This is a genomic window from Pseudomonas sp. PS01297, assembly GCF_029959305.1.
Lineage (GTDB): Bacteria > Pseudomonadota > Gammaproteobacteria > Pseudomonadales > Pseudomonadaceae > Aquipseudomonas > Aquipseudomonas helleri.
The window spans coordinates 1-16,530 of record NZ_JASCPQ010000014.1; the positions used below are offsets into that span (position 1 = coordinate 1).

The 16,530-nt window shown below is 58.1% G+C and carries 13 protein-coding genes; 12 read left to right on the forward strand and 1 reads right to left on the reverse strand.

Translation table 11 applies throughout. The features are described from left to right. Nucleotides 1-71: 71 nt before the first annotated feature. The gene (gene arcD / locus QMX84_RS06880; RefSeq protein WP_048367966.1) at nt 72-1,499 is read right to left on the reverse strand and encodes an arginine-ornithine antiporter; all 1,428 of its coding nucleotides are present in this window, start codon (nt 1,497-1,499) and stop codon (nt 72-74) included. A 449-nt stretch (nt 1,500-1,948) separates the two neighbouring features. Here arcD (QMX84_RS06880) and arcD (QMX84_RS06885) point away from each other — a divergent pair, with 449 nt between their 5' ends. The 12 genes from arcD (QMX84_RS06885) to QMX84_RS06940 all read left to right on the forward strand — a co-directional run bounded on the left by arcD (QMX84_RS06885) (nt 1,949) and on the right by QMX84_RS06940 (nt 16,413). Continuing rightward, nucleotides 1,949-3,376 carry an arginine-ornithine antiporter gene (gene arcD, locus QMX84_RS06885; RefSeq protein ID WP_048367967.1) on the forward strand — a complete coding sequence of 476 codons (1,428 nt, stop codon included), beginning with the start codon at nt 1,949-1,951 and terminating at the stop codon, nt 3,374-3,376. A 34-nt stretch (nt 3,377-3,410) separates the two neighbouring features. After that, nucleotides 3,411-4,667, forward strand: coding sequence for an arginine deiminase (gene arcA, locus QMX84_RS06890; RefSeq protein ID WP_282363454.1), 1,257 nt, complete (start codon nt 3,411-3,413; stop codon nt 4,665-4,667). Between the two features lie 75 nt (nt 4,668-4,742). Continuing rightward, entirely contained in the window at nt 4,743-5,753 is a 1,011-nt protein-coding gene (locus QMX84_RS06895; RefSeq protein ID WP_123749764.1) for an ornithine carbamoyltransferase, read from the forward strand. A 165-nt stretch (nt 5,754-5,918) separates the two neighbouring features. Then, nucleotides 5,919-6,848, forward strand: coding sequence for a carbamate kinase (gene arcC / locus QMX84_RS06900; protein ID WP_123749763.1), 930 nt, complete (start codon nt 5,919-5,921; stop codon nt 6,846-6,848). A 57-nt stretch (nt 6,849-6,905) separates the two neighbouring features. After that, a complete protein-coding gene (locus tag QMX84_RS06905; RefSeq protein ID WP_123749762.1) occupies nt 6,906-7,265 on the forward strand; it encodes a DUF5064 family protein in 360 nt (119 codons plus the stop codon). Between the two features lie 180 nt (nt 7,266-7,445). After that, nucleotides 7,446-8,954: a sigma-54-dependent transcriptional regulator gene (locus tag QMX84_RS06910; RefSeq protein ID WP_048385459.1), complete on the forward strand. Its 1,509-nt coding sequence runs from the start codon at nt 7,446-7,448 to the stop codon at nt 8,952-8,954. 335 nt (nt 8,955-9,289) lie between these two features. Beyond that, nucleotides 9,290-9,673: a glycine cleavage system protein GcvH gene (gcvH, locus tag QMX84_RS06915; RefSeq protein ID WP_048367977.1), complete on the forward strand. Its 384-nt coding sequence runs from the start codon at nt 9,290-9,292 to the stop codon at nt 9,671-9,673. Nucleotides 9,674-9,683: 10 nt separating this feature from the next. Next, on the forward strand, nt 9,684-12,542 hold the full coding sequence (gene gcvP, locus QMX84_RS06920) for an aminomethyl-transferring glycine dehydrogenase (protein ID WP_282363455.1): 2,859 nt from the start codon (nt 9,684-9,686) through the stop codon (nt 12,540-12,542). A 119-nt stretch (nt 12,543-12,661) separates the two neighbouring features. Beyond that, entirely contained in the window at nt 12,662-14,038 is a 1,377-nt protein-coding gene (locus QMX84_RS06925; RefSeq protein ID WP_282363456.1) for an L-serine ammonia-lyase, read from the forward strand. A 17-nt stretch (nt 14,039-14,055) separates the two neighbouring features. Beyond that, nucleotides 14,056-15,180 (forward strand): glycine cleavage system aminomethyltransferase GcvT, encoded by a 1,125-nt coding sequence (gcvT, locus tag QMX84_RS06930; RefSeq protein WP_282363457.1) that lies wholly within the window; start codon nt 14,056-14,058, stop codon nt 15,178-15,180. Between the two features lie 437 nt (nt 15,181-15,617). After that, nucleotides 15,618-15,830, forward strand: a complete 213-nt coding sequence (locus QMX84_RS06935; protein WP_007977299.1) for a cold-shock protein — start codon at nt 15,618-15,620, stop codon at nt 15,828-15,830. Nucleotides 15,831-15,924: 94 nt separating this feature from the next. Further along, nucleotides 15,925-16,413 (forward strand): RDD family protein, encoded by a 489-nt coding sequence (locus tag QMX84_RS06940; protein WP_282363458.1) that lies wholly within the window; start codon nt 15,925-15,927, stop codon nt 16,411-16,413. Nucleotides 16,414-16,530: the final 117 nt, after the last annotated feature.

Consider the following 16,530-nt stretch of genomic DNA (forward strand, 5'->3'; position numbering starts at 1 on the left):
AGCTTGCCTCGCGATCTTTTGACTTTTTAAAAGATCGCGAGGCAAGCTCGCTCCTACAGTTTTATTGGGGGTTAGAGCGTTAACGCCCCGCTGTACAGCCCATACGCCGCGCCCAGCGCGGTAATCACGACTGCGGCGAATATCAGCGGCTCTATGCCCTTGAACAACGCCTGCCCTTGCTCACGCTTGGCCTTGGCAAACAGAAATATCCCCGGCGCATAGAGCAACGCGGACAACAGCAAGTACTTGGGCCCCGCCGCATACAGCAACCACATCGCGTAGATCAATGCGATGGCTCCTATCAGCAAGTCCTTGACCCGGCTACGACTGGCCTTGGCGTAGGTCTCACCGCGCACGCACAACAACACCGAATACGCCGCCGACCAGAAATAAGGCACCAGAATCATCGATGAGGCGAGGTAGATCAGGGTGGTGTAGGTGCCCGATGACACCAGCGTGATGACCAGAAACAGCTGAATCATGATATTGGTCAGCCACAGGGCGTTGACCGGCACATGGTTGGCGTTTTCCTTTTTCAGGAACGCCGGCATGGTTTTATCCCGGGACGTCGCGTACAAAATCTCGGCGCACAACAATGCCCATGACAGCAGCGCACCGAGCAATGAAACCGCCAGGCCGATGCTGATCAGAATCGCGCCCCAATCCCCCACCACATGCTTGAGCACCCCGGCCATGGACGGGTTTTGCAGTTGCGCCAGTTCGGGCTGAGTCATGATGCCCATCGACAGCACGTTCACCAGCACCAGCAACGCCAGCACGCCGAGAAACCCGATCACGGTGGCCTTGCCCACATCGGAACGCTTTTCGGCGCGCCCGGAGTAAACACTGGCGCCTTCGATACCGATAAACACAAACACGGTGACCAGCATCATGTTGCGCACCTGGTCCATCACGCTACCGACGCTGGGCATTTCTGAGCCCCACAGGTCACGGGTAAAGATGTCGGCTTTAAACGCCACGGCGGCCAGCACGATAAACATCACGATCGGTACGATTTTCGCGACGGTGGTGAGCTGGTTGATAAAAGCGGCCTCTTTGATGCCGCGCATCACCAAAAAATGCACGCCCCACAGCAACAGCGATGCACAGCCGATGGCAATGGGCGTATTGCCCTGGCCAAACGCGGGGACGAAAAAACCCAAGGTGCTGAACAGCAACACGAAGTAACCCACGTTGCCCATCCAGGCACTGATCCAGTAGCCCCAGGCCGACGAGAACCCCATGTAGTCGCCAAATCCGGCCTTGGCGTAGGCGTACACGCCCGAATCCAGCTCCGGCTTGCGGTTGGCCAGGGTCTGGAATACAAAAGCCAGCGCCAGCATGCCCACCGCCGTGATTGCCCAACCAATCAATACCGCAGCGCCAGCGGCTCGTTCGGCAATATTTTGTGGCAATGAAAAAATACCGCCGCCAATCATCGACCCGACCACTAACGCAATCAAGGCATTGAGCCGAAGCTTCTGGGTCTGCTGAGACATCGCTACCTCTTTGTTGGGTGTTTTATTAATGCTGGTTATCAAGCGACAGGCAGTTGCGAGTAAATAAATGTTTGTCCCAAACGTTTAATAAAGTTGCGCTATAAGCCTGATTTTTTTAACAGCAAGATTTTCTATTAAAGACCAAAAACTAGCGCAGATGCAGATGACGTTTTCATTTCACAGGCCGTTAAATGAAACATCCGGCTCACATTTGCAAATTCTCAAATAGTGTCTAGCTTCATTCCCCACGACGAATCAATTAAAGCCGCTGTATTACCTGAAAGCCCTCTGGAGCCGGGTTTCCAGCGCGCGTCATAAAAATGCGCAATAGCGACCTCCCCGCTCTACTGACAATGGAATGTAGTCATGACCTGACCTAAGTCAACAGGGTAAGCAAACAACGCAATAACCTCTGAGACATCACTTCACATGGATTGGAGTCACTCTAAATGTCTGACACTCCTGGAAAACTTCGACTAGGTGCATTGGTTGCTCTGGTAGTCGGTTCAATGATTGGCGGCGGGATTTTTTCGCTGCCGCAAAACATGGCGGCAAGTGCGGATGTCGGGGCGATTTTAATCGGCTGGGCGATCACCGCCGTGGGCATGCTGACCCTCGCATTTGTGTTCCAGACCCTGGCCAATCGAAAACCCGACCTGGACGGCGGCGTGTACGCCTATGCCAAGGCCGGGTTTGGCGATTACATGGGTTTCTCATCGGCCTGGGGGTACTGGATCAGTGCCTGGCTGGGCAACGTGGGTTACTTCGTGCTGCTGTTCAGCACACTCGGTTACTTCTTCCCGATCTTCGGTGAAGGCAACACGGTCGCCGCCATCGTCGGCGCGTCAATCCTGCTCTGGGCCGTGCACTTTCTGGTCTTGCGCGGCATCAAGGAAGCAGCGTTCATCAACCTGGTGACCACCGTCGCCAAGGTCGTACCGCTGATTCTGTTCATTCTGATTGCACTGTTCGCGTTCAAACTGGACATCTTCACCAGTGACATCTGGGGCCTGAAAAACCCGTCGCTGGGCAGCGTGATGGACCAGGTGCGCAACATGATGCTGGTCACCGTGTGGGTGTTCATCGGTATCGAAGGCGCGAGCATCTTCTCGTCCCGTGCCGAAAAACGCTCAGACGTCGGTCGCGCCACCGTGATCGGTTTTATCACCGTGCTGCTCTTGCTGGTGCTGGTGAACGTGCTGTCGCTGGGCATCATGACTCAGCCAGAACTGGCAAAACTGCAAAACCCTTCGATGGCGGCCGTGCTTGAACACGTGGTCGGCCACTGGGGGGCGGTGCTGATCAGCGTCGGCTTGATCGTGTCCTTGCTGGGTGCCCTGCTGTCGTGGGTGCTGCTGTGTGCAGAGATCATGTTCTCGGCCGCCAAAGACCACACCATGCCGGCGTTCCTGAAAAAGGAAAACGCCAACCACGTACCGGTCAACGCCCTGTGGCTGACCAACGTGATGGTGCAGATCTTCCTGATCATCACCCTGTTCTCGGAAAGCACCTACCTGTCGCTGATCTATCTGGCGACCTCGATGATCCTCGTGCCTTACCTCTGGTCGGCGGCCTACGGCCTGCTGCTGGCGGTGCGCGGCGAGACTTACGAGAACGCCCTGGCTGAGCGCAAAAAAGACCTGATCATCGGTTCTGTCGCGCTGATCTACGCGATCTGGCTGATCTATGCCGGTGGTCTGAAGTACCTGCTGCTCTCGGCCCTGCTGTATGCACCTGGCGCCATCTTGTTCGCCAAGGCCAAACGCGAAAGCGGCCAACAAGTGTTTACCAACATCGAGAAAGTGATTTTTGCCGCAGTGATTATCGGTGCCCTGGTGGCAGCGTATGGCCTCTACGACGGCTTTCTAACCCTGTAATACCCTGTTTTATGTACTTTGGAGGATGACTGTAATGACCACGGAAAAAGTGAAGTACGGCGTGCATTCCGAAGCCGGCAAGCTGCATAAGGTTATGGTGTGTTCCCCAGGCCTGGCTCACCAGCGTCTGACCCCGAGCAACTGCGATGAGCTGTTGTTTGATGACGTGCTCTGGGTCAACCAGGCCAAGCGTGACCACTTCGATTTCGTCACCAAAATGCGCGACCGCGGGATTGATGTGCTGGAAATGCACAACCTGCTGACCGATATTGTTGCCATTCCAGAAGCGCTGGACTGGATCCTTGACCACAAGGTCACGCCGAATCAAGTGGGCGTGGGCCTGATCAATGAAGTCAAAGCCTGGCTCAAGAGCCTGGAGCCGCGCCACATTGCCGAGTACCTGATTGGCGGTGTCTCTGCTGACGACCTGCCTAATAGCTTCGGTGGCAAAACCATCCAGATGTTCCGCGATTTCCTGGGCCACACCAGCTTTATCCTGCCGCCCCTGCCGAACACTCAGTTCACCCGTGACACCACCTGCTGGATCTACGGTGGCGTGACGCTGAACCCGATGTACTGGCCTGCCCGCCGTCAGGAAACCCTGCTGACCACGGCGATTTACAAGTTCCACCCTGAGTTCACCCAGGCTGAATTCAACGTCTGGTACGGCGATCCGACCGTTGACCACGGCAATGCCAGCCTCGAAGGCGGCGACGTCATGCCAATCGGCAAGGGCGTGGTACTGATCGGCATGGGCGAGCGCTCGTCACGCCAGGCCATCGGCCAACTGGCACAGAACCTGTTCAAGAACAAAGCGGTTGAGCGTGTGATTGTTGCCGGGCTGCCCAAGTCTCGCGCGGCGATGCACCTGGACACCGTGTTCAGCTTCTGCGATCACGACCTGGTGACCATCTTCCCGGAAGTGGTCAATCAAATTGTCGCCTTCTCCCTGTACCCGGATGAAAGCAAAGCCGGTGGCATTGACGTTCGCCGTGAAGAAGCCAGCTTCCTCGATGTGGTCGCCAAGGCCTTGGGCCTGAAAGCCCTGCGCGTTGTCGAAACCGGCGGTAACAGCTTCGCCGCCGAGCGTGAGCAGTGGGATGACGGCAACAACGTCGTGGCACTGGAGCCTGGCGTGGTCATCGGCTACGACCGCAACACGTACACCAACACCCTGCTGCGCAAGGCCGGTGTTGAAGTGATCACCATCAGCGCCTCTGAACTGGGACGCGGCCGTGGCGGCGGTCACTGCATGACCTGCCCGATCGTACGCGACCCAATCGATTACTAAGTCACCCATTGATTGCTTGCGCTGACCCCACAAGGGGCGGCGCAAGCCGGTTAACCAGAAACCCAGGAGATCCCCATGGCGTTTAACATGAAAAACCGCAGCTTGCTGAGCTTGGTTCATCACACCCCTCGTGAGCTGCACTTCTTGCTGGATCTGTCCCGTGACCTCAAGCGCGCCAAGTACACCGGTACTGAAGAGCCGCACTTGAAAGGCAAGAACATCGCGCTGATTTTTGAAAAAACCTCGACCCGCACCCGTTGCGCGTTCGAAGTTGCAGCCCACGACCAGGGCGCGCACGTGACTTACATCGACCCGGTTTCTTCGCAAATCGGCCACAAAGAAAGCATGAAAGACACCGCCCGCGTTCTCGGCCGCATGTTTGACGCCATCGAATACCGTGGCTTTGAGCAAGTGGTTGTCGAAGAGCTGGCCAAGTACGCAGGCGTACCGGTGTTCAACGGCCTGACCGCTGAGTTCCACCCGACGCAAATGATTGCTGACGTGCTGACCATGCGTGAACACAGCGACAAGCCGCTGCACAACATCAGCTACGCCTACTTGGGCGATGCGCGCAACAACATGGGTAACTCGCTGCTGCTGATCGGCGCCAAGCTGGGCATGGACGTGCGCATCGCCGCACCAAAAAGCCTGTGGCCAGAAGAAGCCTTCGTCAAACAGTGCCAGGAATTCGCCAAGGAAAGCGGTGCCAAAATCACCCTGACCGAAGACCCGAAAGCGGCGGTAAAAGGCGTGGACTTCATCCACACCGACGTGTGGGTATCGATGGGCGAGCCGGTTGAAACCTGGAACGAACGCATCAAGCTGCTGCTGCCTTACCAGGTCAACACCGACATCATCAAGGCGGCAGAAAACCCGCGCGTGAAGTTCATGCACTGCCTGCCGGCGTTCCATAACAGCGAAACCAAAGTCGGCAAGGACGTGGCTGAGCATCACCCGAACCTGAAAAACGGCATTGAAGTGACCGAAGAAGTGTTCGAGTCGCCGGTCAACATTGCCTTTGAACAGGCTGAAAACCGCATGCACACCATCAAGGCCATTCTGGTGGCGGCGCTGGCTGATATCTAAGCCCTGGTTCGGTTGGCCTGTGTACACAGGCCTTCTGTGGGAGCGGGCTTGCTCGCGATGGATTCAGCGCGCGTTCAGAGACAGACCGCGTCGCCAGCATCGCGAGCAAGCCCGCTCCTACACCACAGCGTCGCTTACCCTCCCCTTTAAATAAGGACATTTTCTATGCGTATCGTCGTTGCACTGGGCGGTAACGCCCTTCTTCGTCGCGGCCAGCCCATGACCGCTGACAACCAACGCGAAAACATCCGTACGGCCACCGCCCAAATCGCCCGCGTCGCCCCTGGCAACGAACTGGTGGTGGCGCACGGTAACGGCCCGCAAGTGGGCCTGCTGTCGCTGCAAGCCGCTGCCTACACTGACGTTGCGCCCTACCCGCTGGACGTGCTCGGGGCTGAAACCGAAGGCATGATCGGTTACATGATCGAGCAAGAACTGGGCAACCTGCTGCCCAAGGACGTGCCTTTCGCCACCTTGCTGACCCAGGTAGAAGTCGACCCCAAAGACCCGGCTTTCAAGAACCCGACCAAGCCGATCGGCCCGGTGTACAGCGAAGCTGACGCCAAGCGCCTGGCCGCTGAAAAGGGTTGGGACATTGCCCCGGACGGCGACAAGTTCCGCCGCGTGGTGCCAAGCCCCAAGCCCAAACACATCTTTGAAATCCGCCCGATCAAATGGCTGCTGGAAAAAGGCACCGTGGTGATCTGCGCGGGCGGTGGCGGTATTCCGACCATGTACGGCGAAGACGGCAACCTCAAGGGCATTGAGGCGGTAATCGACAAAGACCTGGCCTCGTCCCTGCTGGCTCAACAGCTCAACAGTGACTTGCTGGTAATCGCCACAGACGTCAACGCTGCCTTTATCAACTGGGGCAAACCTGACCAGAAAGGCATTACACAGGCGCACCCGGACGAACTGGAAAAACTCGGCTTTGCCGCTGGCTCCATGGGCCCGAAAGTTGAAGCGGCCTGTGAATTTGCCCGCAAGACCGGCAAGACTGCCGTGATCGGCGCACTGGCGGATATTGAAGCAATCGTTCAAGGTAAGGCAGGTACTCGAGTGAGCACCGAGAAACCTGGTATTACCTACTTCTGAACCCAAGGGCAGGCCTGGCGGTCTGCCCTTGACTACTTAGCCTCAAGGAGCAGCCCTATGGCCTCGTTCGAACCCGGTCACCTGCATATCCATCGCGAACCGCTGCAGCCGGGCGACTTTGGTTATGACATCAAAATCGATTACCAGGTCGTTCAAGATCCCAAGGAAGGCAGGTCGATGCAGTTCGACATGCACGGCCAGATCAACAAAAAGGATTTCAAGGACTCGTTCACGCTGCCCAAGGACATGGCGTTCGATTTCGCCCGCGTGGCCTTCAAAATCGCCGTGAAAAACGGTATTCCCAGCAACGCGAACATCCTGTCGATGCATAAATACTACGACTTGATGTTCAAGGACGTACGAGAGCAACTCGACGTCAAGCCGGGTGACCCGGTAAAACCTGAACACCTGGAATAACCCTCTGTAGCCGCTGCCGCAGGCTGCGATAAGGCCCGAAGGGGCTTCAAAACCTGAAGGCAGGACCGCTGCGCGCTCCATCGCAGGCTGCGCCAGCGGCTACAAGGTTTTTTGAGCTTTGTCCTAAGCCTCCCCGCCAAGGCATACTGGCCATCCCCTGGCTTAAGTTTTCTCGTTCCCATGCGTATCCATGTCAGTTTTATCGACCGTGTCGGCATCACCCAGGAAGTTCTGGCGTTGCTCGGCGGGCGTAATCTCAACCTGGATGCCGTGGAGATGGTGCCGCCCAATGTCTACATCGACGCCCCGACCCTCAGCCCGCAAGTGCTCGACGAGCTGCGCGAGGCGCTGTTCAGGGTTAACGGGGTGCAGTCGGTGCGGGTGGTCGATATCCTTCCCGGCCAGCGCCGCCACCTGCAACTCGACGCCCTGCTCGCCGCCATGACCGATCCGGTATTGGCGCTGGACAGCGGTGGCCACGTGCTGCTGGCCAACCCGGCGCTGGTCACGCTGTACGGCCGTGACCCTACCGGTGAAAGCATCGGCGAGCTGTTCAGCGATCCCGGCCTGCTCAATGTGTTGCTGGAAAATGGTTTTCGCCTGCCGTTGCGCGAAGTGACGCTCAACGGCCAGCCGCTGATGCTCGACGCCACGCCGATTACAGACGCCGGTGCCTTGCTCACGCTGTACCAGCCCAGCCGTATTGGTGAGCGGCTGGCCGCCCTGCATCACGACCACGCAGAAGGCTTTGACGCGCTGCTCGGTGACTCCCCGGCGATCCGCACCCTGAAGGCCCGTGCCCAGCGCGTGGCGGCGCTGGATGCGCCCTTGCTGATTCAGGGCGAAACCGGCACCGGCAAAGAACTCGTGGCCCGCGCCTGTCATGCGATCAGCACCCGTTTTGCAGCGCCGTTTTTGGCTTTGAACTGCGCGGCGCTCCCGGAAAACCTGGCTGAAAGCGAGCTGTTTGGCTATGCCCCCGGCGCCTTCACCGGCGCCCAGCGCGGCGGCAAGCCGGGGCTGATGGAGCTGGCCAACCACGGCACGGTGTTCCTTGATGAAATCGCTGAAATGTCGCCCTACCTGCAAGCCAAGCTGCTGCGCTTTTTGAATGACGGCAGTTTTCGTCGGGTGGGCGGCGAGCGTGAGGTCAAGGTCAATGTGCGGATCCTCAGCGCGACCCACCGTAACCTCGAAAAAATGGTCAATGAAGGGACGTTTCGCGAAGACCTGTTCTATCGCCTGAACGTGCTGAACCTTGAGGTGCCGCCGCTGCGCGAGCGCGGCCAGGATATTTTGCTGCTGGCACGCGCCTTTATGCAGCAGGCTTGCACGCAGATCCAGCGCCCGGTGTGCCGCCTGGCACCCGGCACTTACCCGGCGTTGCTGGGCAATCGCTGGCCGGGTAATGTGCGGCAATTACAGAACGTAATTTTCCGCGCGGCCGCGATCTGTGAAAGCACGCTGGTGGATATCGGTGACCTCGACATCGCGGGCACCTCGGTCGCCCGGCAAAGCGATGGCGAGATAGAAACCCTGGAGCTGGCGGTCGAAACGTTCGAAAAAGCCCTGCTGGAAAAACTCTACGTCAGCTACCCCTCAACTCGCCAATTGGCCAGCCGCCTGCAAACCTCGCACACCGCCATTGCGCACCGCCTGCGCAAGTACGGCATCCCGGGTAAAAATTAAGCCTCGCGATCTTTTAAAAGATCGCGAGGCAAGCTCGCTCCTACAGAAACCTTGTTTTCCGTATTGATTTCATTCCAGCGGAACGATTTCGATACAGGCATGCCAATCCTCAGTAACCCAAGGCTTTGATCCACTTGGATTTTTTAATTGCGCCAGCACTGTAGCGATTTCGCTACAGCGTGATGAGTCAGTCATCTGCAAAACCACTATAAGTAACTGATAAATAAGCCTTTTTATAAACTGGCAACCATCTTGCAGTGATCATCGCATTCAGCTCGACCTGCACGAGCATTACACCTGTGACCACCAGACATGTCTGGCCCTGAGGAGTTTCGATGAGCGAATTGCGTTTTACTGAAGACCACGAATGGCTGCGTGCCGAAGCCGATGGCAGCGTGACCGTAGGCATTACGGCTTTTGCGCAAAACGCTTTGGGCGATGTGGTGTTTGTTCAATTGCCAGAGTTGCAGGCTTACGACAAAGGCGCTGAAGCCGCCACGGTTGAATCGGTCAAGGCCGCCAGCGGCGTGTACATGCCACTGGACGGTGAAGTCCTCGAACTGAACGCTAAACTCGAAGACAGTCCAGAACTGGTCAACGAGGATCCGCTGGGTGAAGGCTGGTTTTTTCGCTTTAAACCGGCTGATCCCGAGGCGCTCGGCAAGCTGCTCACGCAGGACGCTTACGACCGCTTGATCAAAGCTCAAGACGACAACTGAGGAGCCGGCCATGACGATTAATCTCAGCACTGCCAATGAATTCATCGCGCGCCACATCGGCCCGCGTCAGGCCGACGAACAGGCCATGCTCACCACTCTTGGGTTTGACTCGCTGCAAGCACTCAGCGCCAGCGTCATCCCGGAAGGCATCAAGGGCACCAGCGTACTCAACCTGCCCGCTGGCCAAAGTGAAGCCGATGCCCTGGCATCAATCAAAGCCATCGCGGCGAAAAACCAGCTGCACAAAACCTATATCGGCCAAGGCTATTACAACTGCCACACGCCTTCGCCGATCTTGCGCAACCTGCTGGAAAACCCGGCCTGGTACACCGCTTACACGCCTTATCAGCCGGAAATCTCCCAGGGTCGTCTTGAAGCCTTGCTGAATTTCCAGACGCTGATCAGCGACCTCACCGGCCTGCCGATTGCCAACGCTTCGCTGCTCGACGAAGCCACCGCGGCCGCCGAAGCCATGACCTTCTGCAAACGCCTGAGCAAGAACAAAACCAGCGAGCGCTTCTTCGCCTCCCGCCACTGCCACCCGCAAACCCTCGATGTGCTGCGCACCCGTGCCGAGCCGCTAGGCATTGAAGTGGTGGTGGGTGACGAGCGTGAGTTGAGCGACCTGTCGTCGTTCTTCGGTGCCTTGCTGCAATACCCGGCAAGCAATGGCGATGTGTTTGATTATCGCGATCTGGTTGAACGCTTCCACGCCGCTAACGCGCTGGTGGCGGTGGCCGCTGACTTGTTGGCGCTGACCTTGCTGACACCTCCCGGTGAGTTCGGCGCCGACGTGGCCATCGGCAGCGCCCAGCGCTTTGGCGTGCCACTGGGGTTTGGTGGCCCGCACGCGGCTTACTTTTCGACCCGCGATGCCTTCAAGCGCGACATGCCGGGGCGTCTGGTCGGCATGTCAGTAGACCGTCACGGCAAACCGGCGCTGCGCCTGGCGATGCAAACCCGCGAGCAACATATCCGCCGCGAGAAGGCCACCAGTAACATCTGTACCGCTCAAGTGTTACTGGCCAACATCGCCAGCATGTACGCCGTGTACCACGGGCCTCAAGGCCTGACCCAGATTGCCCGGCGCATCCATCAGTTGACTGCAATCCTTGCCCAGGGCCTGAAGGGGCTGGGGCTGAACGTTGAGCAAAGCCAGTTTTTCGACACCCTGACCCTGCACACCGGCAACCGCACCAGCGCGCTGCACGCCAAGGCTCAGGCCCAGCACATCAACCTGCGGGTGGTCGATGACGAACGCCTTGGGCTGTCGCTGGACGAAACCAGCAGCCAGTCCGACGTGGTTGCCCTGTGGGCCTTGCTCGCAGTCGATGGCCAGACATTGCCTGACTTCGACACCTTGGCCCAGTCGGTAAAAGGCACGCTGCCTGCGGCGTTGCTGCGACAGTCGGCGATTCTGAGCCACCCGGTGTTCAACCGTTATCACTCTGAAACCGAGCTGATGCGTTACCTGCGCCGTCTGGCTGACAAAGACCTGGCGCTGGACCGCACCATGATCCCACTGGGCTCGTGCACCATGAAGCTCAACGCCGCCAGCGAAATGATCCCGGTGACCTGGGCCGAGTTCGGCAACTTGCACCCGTTTGCTCCTGCCGAGCAAAGCCAGGGCTATCAGCAACTGACCCGCGAGCTGGAACTCATGCTCTGCGAGGCCACCGGTTACGATGCCGTGTCGCTGCAACCCAACGCCGGCTCCCAAGGTGAATACGCAGGCTTGCTGGCTATTCGTGCGTACCACCAGAGCCGTGGCGAAGAGCGCCGCGACATCTGCCTGATCCCCTCCTCGGCCCACGGCACCAACCCGGCGACCGCACACATGGCCGGTATGCGCGTGGTGGTGACCGCCTGTGACGCGCGCGGCAACGTCGACATTGAAGACCTGCGCGCCAAGGCCATCGAGCACCGTGATCACCTGGCCGCGCTGATGATCACCTACCCGTCGACCCACGGCGTTTTTGAAGAAGGCATCCGCGAAATCTGCGGCATCATTCATGACAACGGCGGCCAGGTGTACATCGACGGCGCCAACATGAACGCGATGGTCGGCCTGTGCGCACCGGGCAAGTTTGGCGGCGACGTGTCGCACCTTAACCTGCACAAAACCTTCTGCATCCCGCACGGCGGTGGCGGCCCGGGCGTTGGCCCGATTGGCGTCAAGTCGCACCTGATCCCGTTCCTGCCGGGCCACAGCGCCCTGGAACGCAAGGAAGGCGCCGTGTGTGCCGCCCCGTTCGGCAGCGCCAGCATTCTGCCGATCACCTGGATGTACATCCGCATGATGGGCGGCGAAGGCCTGAAACGCGCCTCGCAATTGGCCATTTTGAACGCCAACTACATTGCCCGCCGTCTCGAAGAGCATTACCCGGTGCTGTACTCGGGCGCCAACGGCCTGGTGGCGCACGAATGCATCCTCGACCTGCGCCCGCTTAAAGAAACCAGTGGCATCAGCGTTGATGACGTGGCCAAGCGCCTGATCGACTTTGGCTTCCACGCGCCGACCATGTCGTTCCCGGTGGCGGGCACGTTGATGATCGAGCCGACTGAAAGTGAATCCAAACAAGAGCTGGATCGCTTCTGCGAAGCCATGATCCGCATCCGCGAGGAGATTCGCGCGGTCGAAAACGGCAGCCTCGACAAAGACGATAACCCGCTGAAAAACGCCCCGCACACGGCCGCAGAAATCGTTGGCGAGTGGACTCACCCGTACAGCCGTGAACAAGCGGTGTACCCGGTCGCGTCGTTGATCGAAGGCAAATACTGGCCGCCGGTGGGCCGTGTCGACAACGTGTTCGGCGACCGCAACCTGGTCTGCGCGTGCCCGTCGATCGAGAGCTATCAGGAGGCTTGATCCCGATCCGTAGGAGCGAGCTTGCCTCGCGATCTTTTGATCTTTTTAAAAGATCGCGAGACGAGCTCGCTCCTACACGTTTTGCTTGCCAATTCATCTATAAGAAACCGGAGAACCCTATGTCGTTAAGCGTGTTCGACCTGTTCAAAATTGGCATCGGCCCTTCCAGTTCCCACACCGTCGGCCCCATGCGGGCTGCCGCACGTTTTGTCGAAGGTTTGGCCCGCGAGGGTTTGCTGCCGAGCACGGCCTGCGTGAAAGTAGAGCTGTACGGTTCCCTCGGCGCCACCGGTAAAGGTCACGGCAGCGACAAGGCCGTGTTGCTGGGGCTTGAAGGCGAACTCCCGGACACCGTCAACACCGAAACCGTGGCTGAACGCCTGGCGATGATTCGCAGCAGCGGGCGTTTGAACCTCAACGGTGAACACGCCATCGACTTCAACGAAAAACTGCACCTGGCGATGATTCGCAAACCCTTGGCCTTTCACCCCAATGGCATGATTTTTCGCGCCCTGGACGCCGCCGGCATACAGATTCGCAGCCGCGAGTATTACTCGGTCGGCGGCGGTTTTGTGGTGGATGAAGACGCTGCGGGCGCTGATCGCATCGTCGAAGACAGTACGCCACTGAAGTACCCGTTCAAAACCGCCAAAGAGCTGCTGAACCATTGCGCCACGCAGCACTTGTCCATCAGCCAAGTGATGCTGGCCAACGAAGGCGCCTGGCGCCCGGAAGCCGAAACCCGCAGTGGCCTGCTGCACATCTGGCAAGTGATGCAGGACTGCGTGAGCGCGGGCTGTCGCAATGAAGGGATTTTACCCGGTGGCTTAAAGGTCAAACGCCGGGCTGCTGCGCTGCACCGCCAACTGTGCAGCCACCCGGAAGCCGCCCTGCGCGATGCGCTGTCCGTGCTCGACTGGGTCAATCTGTATGCACTGGCGGTAAACGAAGAAAACGCCAACGGAGGGCGCGTGGTCACCGCGCCCACCAATGGGGCTGCGGGGATTATCCCGGCCGTGCTGCATTACTACATGCGCTTTATCGGCGGTGCCAACGAAGACGGCGTGGTGCGGTTTCTGCTGACGGCAGCCGCCATCGGCATTCTGTACAAGGAAAACGCCTCGATCTCAGGCGCCGAAGTCGGCTGCCAGGGCGAGGTCGGTGTGGCCTGCTCCATGGCCGCGGGTGCGCTCTGCGAAGTGCTGGGCGGCAGCGTGCAACAAGTCGAGAACGCCGCCGAAATCGGCATGGAACATAACCTGGGGCTGACCTGCGACCCGATTGGCGGGCTGGTGCAAGTGCCGTGTATCGAGCGCAACGCCATGGGCTCGGTCAAGGCCATCAACGCCGTGCGCATGGCGTTGCGCGGCGACGGCCAGCACTTTGTCTCGCTCGACAAGGTCATCCGCACCATGCGCCAGACCGGCGCTGACATGAAAAGCAAATACAAAGAGACCGCCCGCGGCGGTCTGGCTGTCAACATTATTGAGTGCTGATTTTCAAGGAGTTAAGAATGTCCACCGAACACCTGCTCATCACCCCGCTGCACGCACTGCACCTTGAACTCGGTGCCCGCATGGTGCCGTTTGCCGGCTATGACATGCCCGTGCAATACCCGCTGGGCGTAATGAAAGAGCACCAGCACACCCGTGAACAGGCCGGATTGTTTGATGTTTCGCACATGGGGCAGATCCTGCTGACCGGTGCCGGTGCCGCCAAAGCTCTGGAGACATTGGTGCCCGTCGACATCATCGACCTGCCGGTGGGCATGCAGCGTTACGCCATGTTCACCAACGAACAAGGCGGCATTCTGGATGACCTGATGGTTGCCAATCTGGGTAATGACCAATTGTTTTTGGTAGTTAACGCGGCCTGCAAGGAGCAGGACCTGGCTCACCTGCGCAAACATCTGAGCGCCCACTGCGAGATCCAGCCGCTGTTTGAAGAGCGCGCCCTGCTGGCCCTGCAAGGCCCGGCAGCGGTAAAGGTGTTGCAGCGTCTGGCACCTGACGTCGCCAAAATGACCTTTATGCAATTTGAGCCGGTGACGCTGCAGGGCGCGGCGTGTTACGTCAGCCGCTCGGGTTATACCGGTGAAGACGGCTTTGAGATCTCGGTACCGACAGCACACGCAGAAAAACTCGCCCGCGCCCTGTTGGCTGAACCTGAGGTTGAAGCCATTGGTTTGGGCGCACGTGATTCGCTGCGCCTTGAAGCCGGTCTGTGCTTATACGGCCACGACATGAACGAAAAGACCACGCCAATTGAAGCCAGCCTGTTGTGGGCGATCTCTAAAGCGCGCCGTGCCGACGGCCCGCGCGCGGGTGGCTTCCCCGGTGCTGACACCATTTTTGCCCAGCAACAACAAGGGGTTGCACGAAAAAGGGTCGGCCTGCTGCCCCAAGAACGCACACCGGTGCGTGAAGGCGCCGAGGTGGTCGATGCACAGGGTAACGTCATCGGCACAGTGTGTAGCGGCGGCTTCGGCCCTACCCTGGGCGCACCGCTGACCATGGCGTATCTGGACAGTGCATTCACCCCGATAGACACCGAGGTCTGGGCGATTGTTCGGGGTAAACGTGTACCGATGAAAGTGTCTAAACTGCCGTTTGTAGCGCAACGTTATTATCGGGGATAAGCCCCCGGGCTTTTTATACAGTTGTATGACACTTGCGTGCCATACAACTGCCACAAAACAGTGCGAAGTTTCGATAGTGAAAAAAGCACTTTAAACATGAAAACAATTGAACACCTCTATGAACACACTTTCTTTAACGCTGCCCACACCCCACTGTAGGAGCGAGCTTGCTCGCGATCTTTTGATCTTTTAAATGCGTTGCTATAAGTGAACTGCATGAGGTTATAAAGCGGTTTATTTAAGGGGCTTGTTTTTTTAATTCTGTTTTCGTAGAGTTTGACCACTGTGTTTGCATGGGTCGCTGGAATCGTGACCTGGGCAGTAGCTCTATGTTTGCTACAACCCGTTCTGCGTCTCTTACTTTCCTGCAACCCAGCACCAGTCCTCTTTCACTGTAAGGAGGCTGCCATTAATTGTTAGCGTCAAGGAATTAAGAAATGTCTCAACGTCAGAGCGGTACCGTCAAGTGGTTTAACGACGAGAAAGGTTTTGGTTTCATCACTCCGGAAAGCGGCCCGGATCTGTTCGTACACTTCCGGGCCATTCAAGGCAACGGTTTCAAAAGCTTGAAAGAAGGCCAGAAAGTGACCTTCATCGCTGTTCAAGGCCAAAAAGGCATGCAGGCTGACGAAGTTCAAGCCGAAGCCTAAGCTTCTGCTGCACAAAAGCCTCTGATGCTGACATCAGAGGCTTTTTTGTGGGCGCAATTTCGTAAGATGGGTTTTTCCTTCACGAGAGCCTGCCATGTCGAAACCACCACTTAGCCCCCAAGGCGACTTTCCCGCCGCCGGCCTGGGGCGCCGTCTGGCAGCCATGTTCTATGATTTTTTGCTGTGTACGGCCCTGCTGATCGTGACCACGTTTATCTACAAGCTGATCATGATGGGCTTTATCGGTGAAGCCAAAATGCGCGAACTTTCCGAAGCCGGGGCGCTGGATGGCGATCCGTTGCTCTCGACCATTTTGTTGTTTGTCCTGTTCGCGTTCTTTGCCAAGTTCTGGACCCACAGCGGCCAAACCCTGGGCATGCAAGTGTGGGGCGTGCGCGTGCAAAACGCCGACGGGACGGCGATCAGCCTGTGGCAAGCGCTGTTGCGTTTTATGGTGTCGATTGGTTCGTGGCTGTGTTTAGGGCTGGGGTTTATCTGGTCTGTGTTCGATAAGCGCGAGCGCACCTGGCACGACATGTACTCCGACAGCCAGCTGGTTCGCATCCCTAAACAGAAGAAATAAAAAAAGCCCGTATCTCGCGATACGGGCTTTTTATTTTGGTTGTGCCTCTGTGTCACTGCCATTTGCTGCACAAACGGGTTGCTACGCAACCCTTCGCAGCCTTCGGCAGCGACTACG